Annotated in this window: 19 protein-coding genes; 12 read left to right on the forward strand and 7 right to left on the reverse strand. The window is 69.3% G+C overall.

What is annotated here, in order from left to right; translation table 11 throughout:
* Positions 1–15 precede the first annotated feature (15 nt).
* From MRBLWH3_RS00260 to MRBLWH3_RS00270, 3 genes are all read right to left on the reverse strand, one after another.
* A complete protein-coding gene (locus tag MRBLWH3_RS00260; RefSeq protein ID WP_003792170.1) occupies positions 16–114 on the reverse strand; it encodes a 30S ribosomal protein bS22 in 99 nt (32 codons plus the stop codon).
* Between the two features lie 82 nt (positions 115–196).
* Positions 197–388, reverse strand: a complete 192-nt coding sequence (locus tag MRBLWH3_RS00265; RefSeq protein ID WP_019182077.1) for a helix-turn-helix domain-containing protein — start codon at positions 386–388, stop codon at positions 197–199.
* Positions 389–497: 109 nt separating this feature from the next.
* On the reverse strand, positions 498–1,427 hold the full coding sequence (locus MRBLWH3_RS00270) for a TetR/AcrR family transcriptional regulator (protein ID WP_363427563.1): 930 nt from the start codon (positions 1,425–1,427) through the stop codon (positions 498–500).
* 103 nt (positions 1,428–1,530) lie between these two features.
* Between MRBLWH3_RS00270 and MRBLWH3_RS00275 the strand changes: the two genes are divergently transcribed.
* Positions 1,531–2,460 carry an ATP-binding cassette domain-containing protein gene (locus tag MRBLWH3_RS00275; RefSeq protein WP_363427565.1) on the forward strand — a complete coding sequence of 310 codons (930 nt, stop codon included), beginning with the start codon at positions 1,531–1,533 and terminating at the stop codon, positions 2,458–2,460.
* The gene (locus MRBLWH3_RS00280) at positions 2,457–3,254 is read left to right on the forward strand and encodes an ABC transporter permease (RefSeq protein ID WP_363427567.1); all 798 of its coding nucleotides are present in this window, start codon (positions 2,457–2,459) and stop codon (positions 3,252–3,254) included. The genes MRBLWH3_RS00275 and MRBLWH3_RS00280 overlap by 4 nt, the downstream gene beginning before the upstream one ends.
* 57 nt (positions 3,255–3,311) lie before the next feature.
* On the opposite strand, the gene MRBLWH3_RS00285 is transcribed toward MRBLWH3_RS00280, so the two are convergent.
* Entirely contained in the window at positions 3,312–3,722 is a 411-nt protein-coding gene (locus MRBLWH3_RS00285) for an ArsR/SmtB family transcription factor (RefSeq protein WP_363427569.1), read from the reverse strand.
* Positions 3,723–3,850: 128 nt separating this feature from the next.
* Here MRBLWH3_RS00285 and MRBLWH3_RS00290 point away from each other — a divergent pair, with 128 nt between their 5' ends.
* Genes MRBLWH3_RS00290 through MRBLWH3_RS00300 form a run of 3 tightly spaced genes read left to right on the forward strand, consistent with a single transcriptional unit; the run spans position 3,851 to position 6,357 of the window.
* Entirely contained in the window at positions 3,851–5,263 is a 1,413-nt protein-coding gene (locus MRBLWH3_RS00290) for a TrkH family potassium uptake protein (protein WP_414685389.1), read from the forward strand.
* A gap of 4 nt (positions 5,264–5,267) precedes the next feature.
* Complete coding sequence (locus MRBLWH3_RS00295) at positions 5,268–5,927, forward strand: potassium channel family protein (protein WP_414685233.1); 660 nt, start codon at positions 5,268–5,270, stop codon at positions 5,925–5,927.
* A 37-nt stretch (positions 5,928–5,964) separates the two neighbouring features.
* On the forward strand, positions 5,965–6,357 hold the full coding sequence (locus tag MRBLWH3_RS00300; RefSeq protein WP_363427573.1) for a YybH family protein: 393 nt from the start codon (positions 5,965–5,967) through the stop codon (positions 6,355–6,357).
* A 9-nt stretch (positions 6,358–6,366) separates the two neighbouring features.
* On the opposite strand, the gene proC is transcribed toward MRBLWH3_RS00300, so the two are convergent.
* Positions 6,367–7,212 (reverse strand): pyrroline-5-carboxylate reductase, encoded by an 846-nt coding sequence (gene proC / locus MRBLWH3_RS00305; RefSeq protein WP_363427575.1) that lies wholly within the window; start codon positions 7,210–7,212, stop codon positions 6,367–6,369.
* Between the two features lie 80 nt (positions 7,213–7,292).
* On the opposite strand from proC, the gene MRBLWH3_RS00310 reads away from it, so the two are divergent.
* The 7 genes from MRBLWH3_RS00310 to MRBLWH3_RS00340 all read left to right on the forward strand — a co-directional run bounded on the left by MRBLWH3_RS00310 (position 7,293) and on the right by MRBLWH3_RS00340 (position 13,385).
* A complete protein-coding gene (locus MRBLWH3_RS00310; protein WP_363427577.1) occupies positions 7,293–7,700 on the forward strand; it encodes an ArsR/SmtB family transcription factor in 408 nt (135 codons plus the stop codon).
* A gap of 1 nt (position 7,701) precedes the next feature.
* On the forward strand, positions 7,702–8,373 hold the full coding sequence (locus MRBLWH3_RS00315) for an SRPBCC domain-containing protein (RefSeq protein ID WP_363427579.1): 672 nt from the start codon (positions 7,702–7,704) through the stop codon (positions 8,371–8,373).
* A gap of 122 nt (positions 8,374–8,495) precedes the next feature.
* Positions 8,496–9,608 carry an alpha/beta hydrolase gene (locus MRBLWH3_RS00320; protein ID WP_363427581.1) on the forward strand — a complete coding sequence of 371 codons (1,113 nt, stop codon included), beginning with the start codon at positions 8,496–8,498 and terminating at the stop codon, positions 9,606–9,608.
* Positions 9,609–9,674: 66 nt separating this feature from the next.
* On the forward strand, positions 9,675–10,640 hold the full coding sequence (locus MRBLWH3_RS00325) for a cation diffusion facilitator family transporter (protein ID WP_363427583.1): 966 nt from the start codon (positions 9,675–9,677) through the stop codon (positions 10,638–10,640).
* A gap of 25 nt (positions 10,641–10,665) precedes the next feature.
* Positions 10,666–11,592, forward strand: a complete 927-nt coding sequence (locus MRBLWH3_RS00330; protein ID WP_363427585.1) for an LLM class F420-dependent oxidoreductase — start codon at positions 10,666–10,668, stop codon at positions 11,590–11,592.
* Between the two features lie 159 nt (positions 11,593–11,751).
* Positions 11,752–12,147: a YciI family protein gene (locus MRBLWH3_RS00335; protein WP_363427587.1), complete on the forward strand. Its 396-nt coding sequence runs from the start codon at positions 11,752–11,754 to the stop codon at positions 12,145–12,147.
* Entirely contained in the window at positions 12,144–13,385 is a 1,242-nt protein-coding gene (locus MRBLWH3_RS00340; protein WP_363427589.1) for an RNA polymerase sigma factor, read from the forward strand. The genes MRBLWH3_RS00335 and MRBLWH3_RS00340 overlap by 4 nt, the downstream gene beginning before the upstream one ends.
* A gap of 45 nt (positions 13,386–13,430) precedes the next feature.
* Here MRBLWH3_RS00340 and MRBLWH3_RS00345 read toward each other — a convergent pair whose 3' ends face one another.
* Both MRBLWH3_RS00345 and MRBLWH3_RS00350 read right to left on the reverse strand, forming a co-directional pair.
* Positions 13,431–14,426 (reverse strand): IS481 family transposase, encoded by a 996-nt coding sequence (locus MRBLWH3_RS00345; RefSeq protein WP_363435172.1) that lies wholly within the window; start codon positions 14,424–14,426, stop codon positions 13,431–13,433.
* A gap of 118 nt (positions 14,427–14,544) precedes the next feature.
* Positions 14,545–15,999 (reverse strand): DUF2306 domain-containing protein, encoded by a 1,455-nt coding sequence (locus MRBLWH3_RS00350; protein ID WP_363427591.1) that lies wholly within the window; start codon positions 15,997–15,999, stop codon positions 14,545–14,547.
* Positions 16,000–16,098: the final 99 nt, after the last annotated feature.

Genomic DNA, 16,098 nt, shown 5'->3' on the forward strand with positions numbered 1-16,098 from the left:
TGGTGCGGATGCCGCTTACTTCTTGTTGCGGCGCTGGTGGCGGGTCTTGCGAAGCAGCTTGCGGTGCTTCTTCTTCGCCATGCGCTTGCGGCGCTTCTTGATGACAGAACCCACGGAAAACCTCACTAGATCGGGGTCTGGACGCGGCCTGGCCGCGCCCGGGAACGGGGCAAAAGGAAAAATGCCTCAGAACAGTCTAGCCGACGTCGGCGATCGGCCGTTGCAGGGCCTCGGTGACCGCGGACTCCGGCACACGGTAGCTGCGTCCGAAGCGAACGGCGGGCAGCTCGCCCGAGTGCACGAGACGGTAGACCGTCATTTTCGAGACCCGCATCAGCTCGGCGACCTCGGCCACCGTGAGGAAGCGCACGTCCGGCAGTTCAGCCATGTCGATCCCCTTCCCCAGAAGTGCTGCAGTCACTCTAGAACGGGCGGAGTCGGTGTGTAAACACAGAGACGCGTGTGAACCGGTGTGACTCGTGTTGCTGGTGGGACCATTAGGCCTCAGGACGCTGACGCGCGCGCCTCTCGCGGGCTTCCCGTGCCGCCTGCCGCTCGGCCCTGCGGGCGTCGCGCAGCGCCCTCTCGGCGAGGCGGACCGCCTTGCGCGCCTCGCGGAACTTCTTGTCGTCGGCGATGTCGGCGTCGTCCGCCCGGACCCAGGGAGCGGGGCGCTCGCGGCGGCCGCCGGCCGTGGCCGCGATGTAGTCGCTGACCCCTTCGAGGCCCCGCGCGAGCGCGAATGCGAACGGATCGGACTCGTCGAGGAACGCGCCCTCCTCGATCGCAGCACGCAGTTCGGGGTAGGCGTCGGCAGTGATGAGGCTACGGAACAGGGCATCCTCGCTGCGGCTGATCGCCTCGCCGTCGAGTCCCCGCTCGCGCTCCACCCGCGCGTAGCCTGCGAGGACCGTGCCCGCCCAGTGGGCGGTCCCGGTGACGAGGAGCATCACGGCGAGCCGCTCACTGTAGGTGAGACCCGTATCGGCGAGCGCGCTCAGCCCCGCGTCCATCCACGCCGCGCTGTTCGGCGTCGCCGGAACACCGGAGATGGGGACGTCGAGCACCCAGGGGTGCTCGAGATAGTGCTGGAGCTGCTCGCGGTAGAGCACCTCCAGCCGCTCCCGCCACCCGGCTGCGGTGCGGGTCGCCTCTGACGGCACTCCGGTCGCTTCCTCCTGCATGAGCAGGATGAGGTCCTCCTTCGCACTGACGTAGCGGTAGAGCGACATCGGCGTGAAGCCCAGGCGCGCCGCCACCGCGGCCATCGACACGGCGCCCAGCCCCTCGGCATCCGCGATCTCCACCGCCGCCTCGACGATGCGCTCGACGCTCATCTCGCGCTTGGGCCCGCGCTGCGGGTTGGCCGCCACGCCCCAGGCGAGGGCGATGCCCCGCGGAAGCTCGGGCTCGGGTGCATCGGTCATGGCGTCAGTCTAAGACTGTTTATTGCGTAAACAGTGTGTTACCGTCATAAACAGTTATTGTCGTAAACAGTTTCTCGCATACACAGATACGGAAGGATGCCCCATGCCCGACCGCACCGCTGCGCCGGTCATCCTCATCGAGGACCTGCGCAAGGCCTTCGGCCGCCAGCAGGTTCTCGACGGACTCGACCTCCAGGTCGCGCGCGGCGAGATCTTCGCGCTGCTCGGCCCCAACGGCGCCGGCAAGACCACGACCATCAACGTGCTGACGACGCTCCTGCGCCCCGACGCCGGCACCGCCACAGTCGCGGGCATCGACGTCGTCCGCGATCCCGAGCAGGTCAGGCGCCGCATCAGCCTCACCGGGCAGTCCGCCGCCGTCGACGACGCGCTCACGGGCACCGAGAACCTCGTGATGCTCGGCCGCCTCTGCGGACTGTCGCGCGCGAAAGCACGCGCTCGCGCGTGCGAGCTCCTCGATCGCTTCGGATTGACGGATGCCGCGACCCGCCGCGTCGGCGCCTATTCCGGCGGCATGCGCCGGCGCCTCGACCTCGCCCTGAGCTTCGTCGTCGCGCCCGAGATCCTGTTCCTCGACGAGCCGACCACGGGACTCGACACCCGCAGCCGACGCGAGCTGTGGGATGTCATCCGATCGCTCGCCGACGCCGGCACCACCGTCTTCCTGACCACCCAGTACCTCGAGGAGGCCGACCACCTCGCCGACCGCATCGCCGTGCTCGACGACGGGCGCGCCGTCGCGGTGGGTACGGCCGCACAGCTGAAGGCGCGCGTCGGCGGCGACGCCGTCGAACTGCACGACACGCACGGATCGCTCCTGCGCGAGGTGCCGACGGACGGGACCGTGTCGGGACTGCGGCGCGCTCTCGACGTGCTCGACGAGTCCGGCGCCGAAGGGGTCGTGACGCTGCGCCGCCCGAGCCTGGACGACGTCTTCCTCGCCCTCACCTCCCGTGACGGCCGCGGCGAGCGCCGGGCCGTGGACGCCGAGACCGTCAAGGAGCCCGCATGACCGCCATCGCCCACACCCCGGCCGTGCGCCCGCGCATCTCGGGCCTCACCGCCGAGAGCGTCTTCGTCGGCCGCAGCCTGCTGCACTCGCTGCGCGACGGGGAGTCGCTGCTCATGGCGATCATGCTCCCCGTGCTGCTCATGGTGCTGTTCACGTACGTCTTCGGCGGCGCCATCGACCCGTCGGGCGGGTACGTCGACTACGTCGTCCCGGGCATCATCCTGCTGTGCGCCGGCTTCGGCGCGGCTTCCACTGCGGTGTACGTCGCGAACGACATGAAGACGGGCATCATCGACCGCTTCCGCACGATGCCCCTGCGCGCCAGTGCGGTGCTCACGGGCCACGTCGTCGCGAGCCTGCTGCGCAACCTCCTCGCCACCGCGGTGGTGATCGGCGTCGCGCTGCTCGTGGGCTTCCGTCCGACCGCAGACGTCTGGGGCTGGATCGGCGCGATCGGGCTCATCGCGTTGTACATCCTCGCGATCACGTACCTCTTCGCCGCGATCGGGCTCGCAGCGGGCAGCCCCGAGGCCGCCAACGGGTACGGGTTCATCATCCTGTTCCTGCCGTACTTGTCGAGCGCGTTCGTGCCGGTGGCCACGATGCCAGAGTGGCTGCAGTGGATCGCCGAGAACCAACCGGTGACGCCGATCATCGAGGCCCTCCGCAGCCTCCTCATGGGCACGCCGATGGGGGACGCGGCCTGGTGGGCCGTCGGCTGGTGCCTGGCGATCCTCGCGGTGTCCTTCGCGTGGGGCGGGTGGCTGTTCGGCCGCAAGGCCGGGCGCCGGTAGGCCCACGCACGGACGGGACGGATGCCGCGGTTCGCGGCATCCGTCGCGTCCGTGGCGTCAGCGTCCGGGGAGGCGCTTGAAGGCGTTCTCGAGGGCGTGCTTCGCGGAGGCCGCGGCGCGGCCGACGACCTCGGCCGCGTGCGCGGCGGAATCGGGCAGCGCGGCGGCGATGCCGTCGCCTTCGGGGCCGCTGTCGTCGTCGAGGAAGGGCACGAGCCAGTCGTCGACCTCGTCGAGGGGCGCGGCAGAGAGGCTGTAGTAGCGGTGCTGGCCCTCTTCGCGCACGGAGACGAGGTGGGCATCGCGCAGCACTTTGAGGTGCTTCGAGACGGTCGGCTGGCTGGCGCCGAGCTCGGTCACGATGTGCGACACGCTGGTGCCGCGCTCTCCGGCGGATGATCGATCGAGCAGCAGTCGCAGGATGTCGCGACGCGTTCCGTCTGCGATCACGTCGAAGATGTCCGCCATGTGCTCAGATTAGTCGGGAGCCCAGCGGAGTACCATGAGCGAGACCGCCGGGCCGCCGCACGAGCACGGTTTCGCATCAGGAGGAACCCCGTATGACGGATGGCAGGCGCGCCGCCCCCGTCTCGGGCATGACCGCCCTGCGTGCCCTGGGCCACGGCTTCATGGAGTTCTTCCGCGACCTGACGCAGCGCTCGCCCGCCCGGTTCGCGATCATCATCTTCCTCTCGCTGATCCTCGTGTTCACGGGATTGTTCTCGCTCCCGGTGGCGGCGGCCGACGGGCGGGTGACGCCGTTCGCCGACGCGTTCTTCACCGCCGTCTCGACCATCTGCGTCACCGGGCTCGCGACCGTCGACATGGCGACGCACTGGTCGCCGTTCGGCCATGTGCTGGTGTTCGTCGGCGTCCAGATCGGTGCCCTCGGCGTCCTCACGCTCGCCTCCATCCTGGGCCTCGTGATCTCGCGCCGCCTCGGGCTGCGCGCGAAGCTGATCGCCGCGAGCGACTCGAATCCCCTGCGCACCCACGGCGGGCCGGTCAACGAAGGTCAGACCGTGCAGCTCGGCCAGATCGGCAGCCTGCTCGCCACCGTCGCGCTGTCGACATTGGTGATCGAGACGATCATCGCGATCCTGCTCTACCCCGGACTGATCGTCGCGGGCGTCCCGTGGCATGTCGCACTGTGGGAGGCCCCGTTCTACGCGGCGATGTCGTTCACCAATACGGGCTTCACGCCGAACGCGGAGGGCCTCGCGCCGTTCCGGCACGACTACTTCTTCCTGACCGTCCTCATGGCGGGCGTCTTCCTGGGCTCCATCGGGTTCCCGGTGATCTACACCCTCCTCCGGCAGCGGTGGCGGGTGCAGCGATGGTCGCTGCATGCGAAGCTCACGCTCATCACGACGGTGACCCTGTTCTTCCTCGGCGGCGTGGTGTTCCTCGTCCTCGAGTACGACAACCTGCTCACCCTGGGCACGAACGATGCGTGGGACACCACGTTCCAGGCCTTCTTCTTATCCGCGATGACGAGATCGGGCGGCTTCGCGATCCTCGACATCGGCGAGCTCAATCAGTCCAGCCTGCTCGTCGCGTGCATGCTCATGTTCGTCGGCGGCGGCTCGGCATCGACCGCGGGCGGCATCAAGGTCACGACGCTCGCGGTCATCGCGCTCGCGGTCGTCTCCGAGGCGAAGGGCCGCGCATCGAACCAGGCGTTCGGTCGACGCATCCCGAGCGATGTGCTGCGCGTGGCGCTGTCGGTTGTGGCGTGGGGATCGACCATCGTCGCGATCTCGACGATCGTCATCACGCAGATCACGAAGGCGGACCTCGGCGACGTGCTCTTCGACGTGATCTCGGGCTTCGCCACCGTGGGGCTGTCGACGGGCCTCACGGCGGAGCTGCCCGATCCCGCCGTCTACGTGCTGGCCATCACGATCGTCATGGGTCGCGTTGGTACAGTGACACTCGCCGCGGCGGTGGCCGCGTCATCCCGATCGCAGCTGTACTCGCTGCCCGTGGAAAGGCCGATCGTTGGTTGAGCGGATGAGGGGCGACGCGCCCGTACTCGTGATCGGACTCGGGCGCTTCGGCGCGGCGTGCGCGGGTGAGCTCGACAGGCTCGACCGCGAGGTGCTCGCCATCGACGACAGCCTCGACCTCGTGCAGAAGTGGTCGGAGCGGGTCACCCATACGGTGCAGGCCGACGCGCGCAACATCGACGCGCTGAAGCAGATCGGCGCCCAGGACTTCTCGGTCGCCGTGGTCGCGGTCGGCTCGTCGATCGAGGCATCCGTCCTCATCACCGCCAACCTCGTCGACCTCAAGGTGCCGCAGATCTGGGCGAAGGCGGTCTCGCAGTCGCACGGCAAGATCCTCGCCCGCGTCGGCGCGAACCACGTGATCTACCCGGAGCGCGAGGCCGGCGAGCGCGTCGCACATCTCGTCAGCGGCCGCATGCTGGACTTCATCCGCTTCGACGACGACTTCGCGCTCGCGAAGCTCTACCCGCCGAAGTTCATCCGCGGAGTCGGGCTCAACGAGTCGGGCGTGCGCACGAAGTACAACGTCACCGTCGTCGGAGTGAAGAGCCCGGGCAAGCCGTTCCGCTACGCCGAGGCGAACACCGTCGTCACCAACCACGACCTCATCATCGTGTCGGGCACCAACTCCGACATCGAGCGTTTCGCATCCCTCGAGCGCTGACCTTACGGATGTCGCAGGCCCGCGGCATACTCGCGGCATGAGTGACCGCAACACCACCCATGCCGCGGCCCGGCGCTGGGTCGACGCGTACGAGACCGCCTGGCGGACGAACGACACCGACGACATCCGCGCGCTCTTCACCGACGACGCGGTGTATTCCACCGAACCGTGGGGTCCGCCCTGGACCGGCGCCGACGCGATCGTCGACGGATGGCTGAGATCCCGCGACGAGCCGGACACCTACACGTTCGAGTGGGATGTCGCCGGCATCGACGGCGATCGGGCCTTCATCCAGGCACGCACGGTCTATGCGCCTGAGGGCGATGAGAAAGACGGCAACGCGTACCGGAACCTCTGGGTGATAGACCTCGCCGAGAACGGTCGGGCGCGCGCCTTCACCGAGTGGTACATGAAGGAACCGCGAGGCTGACGGGCAGGCTCAGGCGCCCGCGGCGAGCTCCTTCGCCCGGGCCAGGGCCGCATCCGTCGCCTCGGCGAACACGTCGTCCAGGTGTGCCCGCTGCAGCACCGCGATCGCGCGCTCGGTGGTTCCATTCGGACTGGTCACACGTCGGCGCAGCTCAGCCGGGTCTTCGCCGGATGCGTCGAGCAGCGCCGCGGCGCCGATGAAGGTCTGCTCGGCCATGAGTCGCGCCTCCGGCTCCGCGAACCCCTTGCCGACAGCGGCCTTCGTGAACTCCTCCACGAGGAGAAAGAGGTACGCGGGACCCGATCCCGAGATCGTGGACAGCGCATCGATCTGCGACTCGCTCACTTCGACGACAGTTCCGACGGTCTCGAACAGCCGGCGGACCGTGGCGACCGCCGTCTCGTCGGCGTGCGAACCTGCCGCGAGTCCGGTGACGCCGCGACCGACAAGTGCCGGAGTGTTCGGCATGGAGCGGAGCACGGCGACGCGATCGCCGAGGATCTCCTCGAACGTCGCGATCGTGACGCCGGCGGCGAGGCTCACCACGATGGTGCCGGCCTGCAGCGCCGGTGCGATCTCGCGCAGCAGGTCCGGGACCATGACCGGCTTGACCCCGACGAGCACGACGCGCGCGGCGGCCGCAGCATCCGTGTTCCCGGTCGGATCGGTCTCGAGGGCGACACTCGTGACACTCGCGAGGCCGTCGAGCTCGGCCGCCTTCGCAACCGAGCGGTTCGTGGCCGTCACACCCCCGTGGGCGAGCCCGGAACGCGAGAGACCGCGGGCGATCGCGCCTCCCATCGAGCCCGCGCCGAGGATCGCGATGGGCGGGAGGTCGGGGGTGTCTGCAGGCATGGTCCGATCCTACGAGCCGCCACTGACTCGCTCTGTATATCGGTATTGACTTATATAAGCTGTCGCGCAATCATGGACCTGTGCACGCGCTCGACATCCTCGGTGACCCGGTGCGCCGCCGCATCCTCGAACTCCTGGCGGAGGGCGAGCGCAGCGCCGGCGAGATCGGCGACGTCGTGCAGCGCGAGTTCGGCATCTCGCAGCCCGCCGTCTCGCAGCATCTGCGGGTGCTGCGAGAGTCGGGCTTCACAAGCGTGCGTCCCGAGGGCGTGCGGCGCCTGTACGCGATCGCCCCCGAGCCGCTCGAGAATGCCGCGGCGTGGTTCGACCCGTTCCGGCGGTTCTGGCAGCCGCACCTCGACGCCCTCGGAACCGAGCTCGCACGCGGGCGCCGCATCCGGCGCCTCCTCGCCGAGCGGGAGGCGGATGCCGACACCCGAGAATCCGACACCGAAGAATCCGGCACCACCGAACCCCAGGAGGAATGACATGGTCGACGTACAGGGCCAGCTCGCCGCAGTGAGCCGAGAGGTCGCGAGCGAAGAGGTCGACGGCTTCCCGTCGCGCGTGCAGACGCTCGCGCAGACCTACCCGTCCCCGATCGACGACGTGTGGGACGCCGTGACCAGCGCCGACCGGATCGCGCGCTGGTTCCAGCCGGTCTCGGGCGAGCTCATGCTCGGTGGCCGGTACCAGATCGAAGGCAACGCCGGCGGCGAGATCCAGGAGTGCGCACCGCCGGCGAACGGCGCCGCGCACTACAAGGCGACATGGGAGTACGGCGGCGGCGTGACGTGGCTCACGGTGCGACTCACCGCCGAGGGCGAGGACGCCACCCGCTTCGAGCTCGAGCACATAGCCCGCGCCGACGATGTTCCCGCCGAGTTCTGGGACCTCTACGGCCCCGGCGCCACCGGTGTCGGCTGGGACGGCGGACTCCTCGGTCTCGCCCTGCACCTCACAGGTGGCGGTGGCCCGAAGCCCGAAGACGCCGAGGCCTGGGCGTTCACCGACGAGGGTCGCGCGTTCTATCGCGGCGCCGCCGACGCGTGGGGCGCCGCGCATGCCGCCGACGGCGCGGATCCTGCCGCCGCCGCCCGAGCCGCCGACAACACGTACGCGTTCTACACCGGCCAGACCCCGTCGTCCACCGAGGAGTGACGCGGATGCCGCGGGTCGCGGCATCCGTGACATCAAAGCCGACTCACAAGAACGGGCGGCCGGTCTATTCTCGTGAGTGGGCGGGGGCGCAGGGGCTTCCGCAGGACGTGGGAGGCACCGGAATGACCCTCTTCGACGGCATCGTCGCACGGATCGTCGAGACGCCCGGCCTGTCGGTGAACGTGCTGGAGCGCGGCGGCGACGATCCCCGCACGCCGCCCGATCGCACCGTGGTGCTCATCCACGGGAATGCGTCCTCGTCGCTCTTCTGGCAGGAGCTGATGGAGGACCTTCCTCACGATCTGCGGGTGATCGCGATCGACCTGCGCGGCTACGGCGGTACCGAGCATGCCCCCATCGACGCGACGGGCGGCGTCCGGGACTTCAGCGACGACGTCCACGCGACACTCGAGGCGCTCAGTATCCCGACGGCCCATCTCGTCGGCTGGTCGCTCGGCGCCGGAGTCGTCATGCAGTACGCGCTCGATCACCCGGTGCTGAGCCTCACGCTGGAAGCGCCGGTGTCGCCCTACGGCTTCGGCGGCACCCGTCGCGACGGCACGCGACTCACCGACGACGACGCCGGCACCGGCGGGGGCGCCGCCAACCCGGATTTCGTGCAGCGGCTGATCGACCATGACACCGGGACGGACGCCCCCAACTCGCCTCGCAACGTGTTCCGCGCCCACTACGTGGCGCCGGGCTACCAGACCGAGCACGAAGACGTCTGGGTCGAGTCGATGCTCACCACCTCGACCGCGACGGGCAACTACCCCGGCGACTCCGAGAAGACCGAGAACTGGCCGGGCTTCGCCGCCGGCAGGATCGGCGTGCTCAACACGCTGGCGCCCGGGAACTACGACGTGTCGGGCATCGTCGACCTGGAGGAGAAGTTCCCGATCCTCTGGATCCACGGCGCCCTCGACCCGATCGTGTCGGACGCGTCGCTCTACGATCTGAACAACCTCGGCAAGCTCGGCATCGTCCCCGGGTGGCCCGGTGAGGAGGCGGCGCCGCCGCAGGAGATGGTCTCGCAGATGCGCGACGTCCTCGCGCGGTATGCGGACGCCGGGGGCGAGGTGACCGAGGTCGACCTCGAGGACACCGGCCACACGCCGCATCTGGAGCGCCCAACCGAGTTCCGCCACGCCCTGCTCGAAGTGATCGGGTACGTCGGGCACCCACACGACCCCGCTCCGCCGACCGAGGCGATCATCCTGCGCTCGTCCGACTGAGACAGGACGCGCGCCGTCGCGCAAGCGGTGCGAGGTGCGGGTCGCAGCATCCGTAGACTCATCCGCATGAGTGCTTCCGGCGGCGGCAAGGCGATCCTCGCGGCGTTCCTGGCGAACATGGGCATCGCCCTGGCGAAGTTCATCGCCTGGTTCCTCTCGGGCTCCGCGTCGATGCTCGCCGAGGCGATCCACTCGGTCGCCGACTCGGGCAATCAGCTGCTGCTGATGCTCGGCGGGCGCCAGGCGAAGAAGAAGGCCGACCGAGAGCACCCCTTCGGCTACGGCCGCGAGCGCTACGTGTACGCGTTCGTCGTGTCGATCATCCTCTTCTCGGTCGGCGGCCTGTTCTCGATCTACGAGGGCATCGAGAAGCTCACGCACCCGCACGAGCTCGAGAACGCGTGGATCCCGATCGCGGTGCTCGTGGTCGCGATCGTGCTCGAGTCGTTCTCGCTGCGCACGGCTGTCAAGGAGAGCAACCACGTCCGCGCCAAGGGTCAGTCCTGGGTCTCGTTCGTGCGGCACGCGAAAGCGCCCGAGCTGCCCGTCGTGCTCCTCGAAGACATCGCCGCCCTGGCCGGTCTGGTGTTCGCGCTGTTCGGCGTCGGCATGACGGTGATCACGCACAACCCCGTGTTCGACGCGATCGGCACGCTCATGATCGGCACGCTGCTGATCCTCGTGGCCATCACCCTCGGCATCGAGACCAAGAGCCTCCTCGTGGGGGAGGGTGCGACGGATACCGACCACGACCGCATCGTCGACGCCATCAGCGACGGGCCCGAGGTCGAGAAGATCATCCACATCAAGACGCTCTACCTCGGCCCCGACGAACTGCTCGTGGCGGCCAAGCTCGGCTTCGCGTCCGATGCGCCGCTGATGCATGTCGCCTCCGACATCGACCGCGTCGAGGCGCGCGTGCGTGCAGCTGTGCCCGCCGCGCGCATCATCTACTTCGAACCCGACATCTACCGCCCCGGCGACGACTCGACGCCGCCCACGTCGGAGTTCGTCATCAAGTCCACGGACTGACGGTTCGACAGACTCAGCGACCGACATGGAATACTGCATCTTCACCGAGCCCCAGCAGGGTGCGAGCTACGACGACCAGCTCGCCTTCGCGCAGGCGGCCGAGCGTCTCGGCTTCGACGGCTTCTTCCGCTCCGACCACTACCTGCACATGGGCGACGGCGACGGGCTCCCCGGCCCCACCGACGCGTGGACGACGCTGGCAGGACTCGCGCGAGAGACCTCCCGCATCCGTCTCGGCACGCTCGTGTCGTCGGTGACCTACCGCGTTCCGGGGCTCCTGGCGATCCAGGTCGCGCAGGTCGACGCGATGTCGGGCGGCCGCGCAGAGCTCGGCCTCGGCACGGGGTGGTTCGGGCGCGAGCACGAGGCCTACGGCATCCCGTTCCCGGCCAAGCGGTTCGACCTGCTCGAGGAGCAGCTCGAGATCGTGACGGGCCTCTGGTCGACACCGGTGAGCCGGACGTACAGCTTCGCGGGCGAGCACTACCGGCTGACGGATGCCCCGGCCCTGCCGAAGCCGGTGCAGTCCCGGGTTCCGGTCATCGTGGGCGGCGGCGGACCGAAGCGCACGCCCGAGCTCGCCGCGCGGTTCGCGACGGAGTTCAATGTCGGCTTCCGGTCCGAGACGGAGTCGGCGGAGAAGTTCGCCGGCGTGCGTGCCGCCTGCGAGCGCGTCGGCCGTGACCCGGAGTCGCTCAAGCTTTCGGTGGCGCTGCCGACGCTGGCGGCAGCATCCGTCCCCGAACTCGAGCGACGAGCCGAGAACCTGGGTCGCACGATCGAGGAGCTGCACGGCGACGTGAACATCGTGGGCTCCCGCGACGAGATCGTCGCGAAGGTCGAGCGGCTGGTCGCGATCGGTGCGCAGCGGGTGTACTTCCAGCTGATGGACCTGCAGGACGTCTCGCACGTCGAGTACCTCGGCGAGGTGCTCCCCCACCTCCCGCGCTGAAGCAGGGTCGCTCCCGAGCCGACACGACCGGTGCCGGAGAATCCCCGGGGATAGTGTCGTATCGGAGCGTCGCCGTTCGTGGATCAGGTGTGCGACCCGTTCGGGTCGCTGCGACGAGGGGTCACGACACGGCCCTCGTGCCGACGAGAGGAGACGACAGTGCCCAAGTATCTGATCGCATTCAATGACGAGTGGGTGCCCCCGCACACGCCGGATGAGCTGCGGGCGAAGAGCGAGGCCTCCCAGCAGGTGCTCGACGACATGAAGGCGGCCGGCGTGTTCCTCTACGCCGACGGCGGGATCGACGCCTCCACGGTCGTGTGCAGTGTGGTCAACCAGGACGGAGAGCCGGTCTTCACCGACGGGCCGTTCGTCGAGAGCAAGGAGCACCTCGGCGGGTTCACAGTCGTGGACGTGGCCGACGACGAGGCGGCGCGCTACTGGGCGGGCCGACTGGCGGTCTCACTGGACTGGCCTCAGGAAGTGCACCGGTTCCCCTCGGACATGGCGGAGATCATCGAGCGGCAGGCGCCTCAGGCGCTCCGGGAGCCGTGACCGCCCCGCCGGTCGACGAGGTGATCGCCCGTGCCCACCGCGAGGAGTGGGCGCGGGTGGTGGCCGGACTCGCCCGGCGATTCGGCGATCTCGATCTCGCCGAGGACGCGGCGGCCGAGGCCTTCGTGGCCGCGGTGGAGCGGTGGCCTCGCGACGGTCCCCCGCCGAACCCCGGCGCGTGGCTCACCACGACCGCGACGCGCAAGGCGATCGATCGGCTGCGCCGGGAATCCCATCGCGACGCGAAACACCAGGCGGCTCATATGCTGTCCGACGACACCCCCCACCCGCCGACCGGACCCGTCGAGGACGACCGGCTCCGACTGGTCTTCATCTGCTGCCATCCGGCCCTCCCGATCGAGGCCCGGGTCGCTCTGACCCTGCGCATGCTCGGGGGACTCACCGTCGCCGAGATCGCCCGCGCCTTCCTGGTGCCCACGACCACGATGGCGCAACGGATCACGAGGGCGAAGGCGAAGATCAAGGCGTCGCACGTTCCCTACCGGGTGCCGTCCGACTCCGACATCCGCGACCGGCTCGCCGGTGTGCTGGCCGTGATCTACCTCATCTTCAACGAGGGCTATCTCGCCAACGCCGGCGATGACCCGGTCCGCCCCGAGCTGACCGGAGAGGCGATCCGACTGGGGCGCCTCCTGCGCGAGCTGCTCCCCGACGACGGCGAGGTGACCGGGCTGCTGGCGCTCATGCTTCTCGCCGACGCGCGGCGCAGCGCGCGCGTGTCGCACACCGGCGAGCTGGTGACGCTGGCCGAGCAGGACCGGGGCGCCTGGAACCGGACGTTGATCATCGAGGGTCACGGCCTGGTCCGCGAGCGGATCGCGGCGGTGGCCGCCGGCGCGGAGCCGCCGGGGCGGTACCAGCTCCTCGCTGCGATCAACGCGGTGCACACCGCTGCACCCTCAGCACGCGATACGGACTGGTCCCAGATCGTCGCTCTCTACGACCGCCTGATCACGCTCGATCCGTCCCCGATCGTGCGGCTGAACCGCGCGATCGCGGCCGCCGAACTCGACGGGCCCGACGTGGCGCTCGCCGAGATCGACCGGCTCAGCGAGGCCCTCGAGGCCTATCACGCCTACCACGCGGCGCGCGCCGACCTGCTGCGGCGGGTCGGGCGCAGCGACGAGTCGCGGGCCGCATACGACCTGGCCATCCGACTCGCGGGCAACCCCGCCGAGCGGGCGTATCTGGCCCGCCGTCGTGACCGGCTCGCGTGAGGACCCGGCCCGCGTCCCCTCGGGCCGGTCCGACCGGCGCGTCACCTAGATGTGATGTCCAGGCAGGTTGTTGAGCCTGCTGATCGGCGGCCCGCCGATTGCGGAGTGTCGCCTGTGGTGATTGTAGAAGTGCAGCCATCCGGGCAGGGCGGCTCGGCGTTCGGTTTCTGAGCTGTAGAACCTCGCGTATGCCCAGCCGTCGGCGAGGGTGCGATGGAAACGCTCGATTTTGCCGTTTGTCTGAGGCCGGTAGGGCCGGGTGCGCTTGTGCACGATCCCGAGCTCGACGCAGGCGTCCCGCCAGGCGAATGACTTGTAGGCCGAGCCGTTGTCCGAGAGCACTCGCTCGACCGTGACGCCCTGGTCGGCGAACCAGGCGACCGCCCGTTGCAGGACGCCGACCGCTGTGTCCTTGCGTTCATCGGTGTGCATCTCGACGTAGGCGACGCGGGAATGGTCATCGACGACGGTGTGCAGATACCCGATTCCAAGGTGTGGTTGGTAGCGGGCGTTGCGGGTGCCTTCACGGTCGGAGGTGACAGCGCGGTGCTTCAGTCCTTGCTGACGGCCGACGAAGCGATGCCCGCCACCGTCTGGGATCCGGCCGAACTTCGTCACATCGACGTGGATCAGCGCGCCGGGATGGTCGTGCTCGTAGCGGCGGATCGGTTCCCCGGTGACACGGTCGATTCGGGAGAGCCGGTTGATCCGACACCGTGTCAAGACAGCGTGCACGGTTGACGCAGGCATACCCAGCTCGCCGGCGATCTGCGCCGGTCCCAGCCGACGCCGCCACCGCACCCGGACGATCCGTTTCACCACTTCCCGCGGTGTCTTGGTCGGCATGGAGCGGGGTCGGCTGGAGCGGTCGATCATTCCGGGCGCGCCTTCGGCGCGGTATCTGGCCGCCCATTTCCGAGCCGTGACCGGCGACACCATGAACATCATCGCGGCCGGCTGGACCGGCCACCCATCATCAACGATCAACCGCGCCATCCTCAGTCGTGCGCGCGGAGTCAGAGCAGCGTTAACGTGAGACACGAAGGCCTCCCTTGGCTCGTGAAGCGGTTCCTTGAACAGCTCCACTTCACACCGGGGAGGCCTTCGCCGTCAGCACCTCAGAGACGCGTCCCCGGAACAACGTCCCTGGACATCACACCTAGATGTCGGCGAAGTCGTTCGCGGGTGCCGAAATCCTCCAGACGGCGTCGTCCGCCACGCCCACTTCGACGAACTCGACTCCGACCTCGCCTTCTTCGGCCAAGGAACGAGTGCCGGGAACCTCTACAGCGCCCAGGCCCAGATGATCCGCGACGCCGTCGGCGTCCTCATCCCACAGATCGAAGCCTCCCGCTGCGGTGACATCGTCGCGGGAAGAGCCGACGGACACCCCCTGCTCGGTCGCCACAGGGACGCGTCCGACGGACATCGCGAGGAAGGTGACTGCGACCCGCTCCTGGATCACCGTGACGATCACGTCGGGCCACTCGTAGCGCTGACCCCGCACGTCGCCGTTGCCCCACGGGTCCTCGACGTCGGTGACGGACGGGGACTGTCCGCGGATCTCTTCGATCACCGTCAGGAGTTCCTCGCCGTTCGATGCGAACGGGTACGAGCCCGTCGCACCCGCGCGCGTGACCTCGACACGGTCCGCGGCTACGGTGATGGCATCGGGGGGCGTCGAGACGCTCGGTGACGGGTCCGCCACCGGCCGGGAGGGGCTCGTCGGCACCGTGGCCGCCGGTGCTCGAAGGGCTGCTGACGCGCAGCCGGGCAGGAGGAGAACGCTTCCGATCAGCGTCAGGGAGAGTACTCGAAGCCTCATGACATGAACGCTACCGAGCCTGGCCGTCGGCCGATGAACGCGCCCGCGGAAGTCAACCGTCCTCAACACAGGCAGGCGGTACGAGGGCAGGCCGCGGCGACGGATGAGCCACTCGGCGAACACGAGGTTGGGTAGCCAGCACAGGAACGGCACCGCCGCGTACGCGTTCGCGAACGCGGAGTCGAACTCCCACGGCAGCCCGAGCACGAGCGGAGCCATGAGCAGCAGCGGCAGCCAGATCCGCAGCATGACGCCGGAGTACGTCAGTGCGTAGTTGCGGATCATCCACGCCTGATGGCTGGGCACGTCGTGCCGGCGGATCGCACGGTAGGCGCGCCAGCCGCTGAGGAGCCACAGCACGGCCAGCGCGCCGAATCCGAACAACCCGACGTATCCGGCGGGGCTCGACGGCGCGATGACGAGGCCGCCGACCGCGCCGATGGTCACCGCGACCAGGTAGACGCGACCGATCCAGCGGTGCACGCGCGGCGCGCGCATGCGCAGCCCCCGCCAGAACTGCAGCGGTCCGCAGACGACGGCCACCGCGCCGCCGACGATGTGGACGTACAGCGCCCCCTGCACGAACGGGGGCACCGCGGCATACGTGGGCGAGAGACCGACGTCCTGGCCGGCGAGGTCCGCGAGCGACGCGGTGAAATAGGGGACGGCGGAGTACGCGACGATTGCGAGCGCCGTGAGCAGGATGAACGTCCAGCCGACGCGGGAGCGGATGCCGCCCGGCCGTGCGACGGCGGTGGCGGTCCGGACGGGTTCGATGAGGCGGGTCATGGCAGTCACGCTAGGCCCGTGCTCGGGGCGCCCAGCAGGGTGCGGTCCCCCCTGTCCTCGCGGGCTGACCCCCTGTTCCGGAGGCGGACTCCCGAGTCG

Source organism: Microbacterium sp. LWH3-1.2, from assembly GCF_040675855.1.
Lineage (GTDB): Bacteria > Actinomycetota > Actinomycetes > Actinomycetales > Microbacteriaceae > Microbacterium.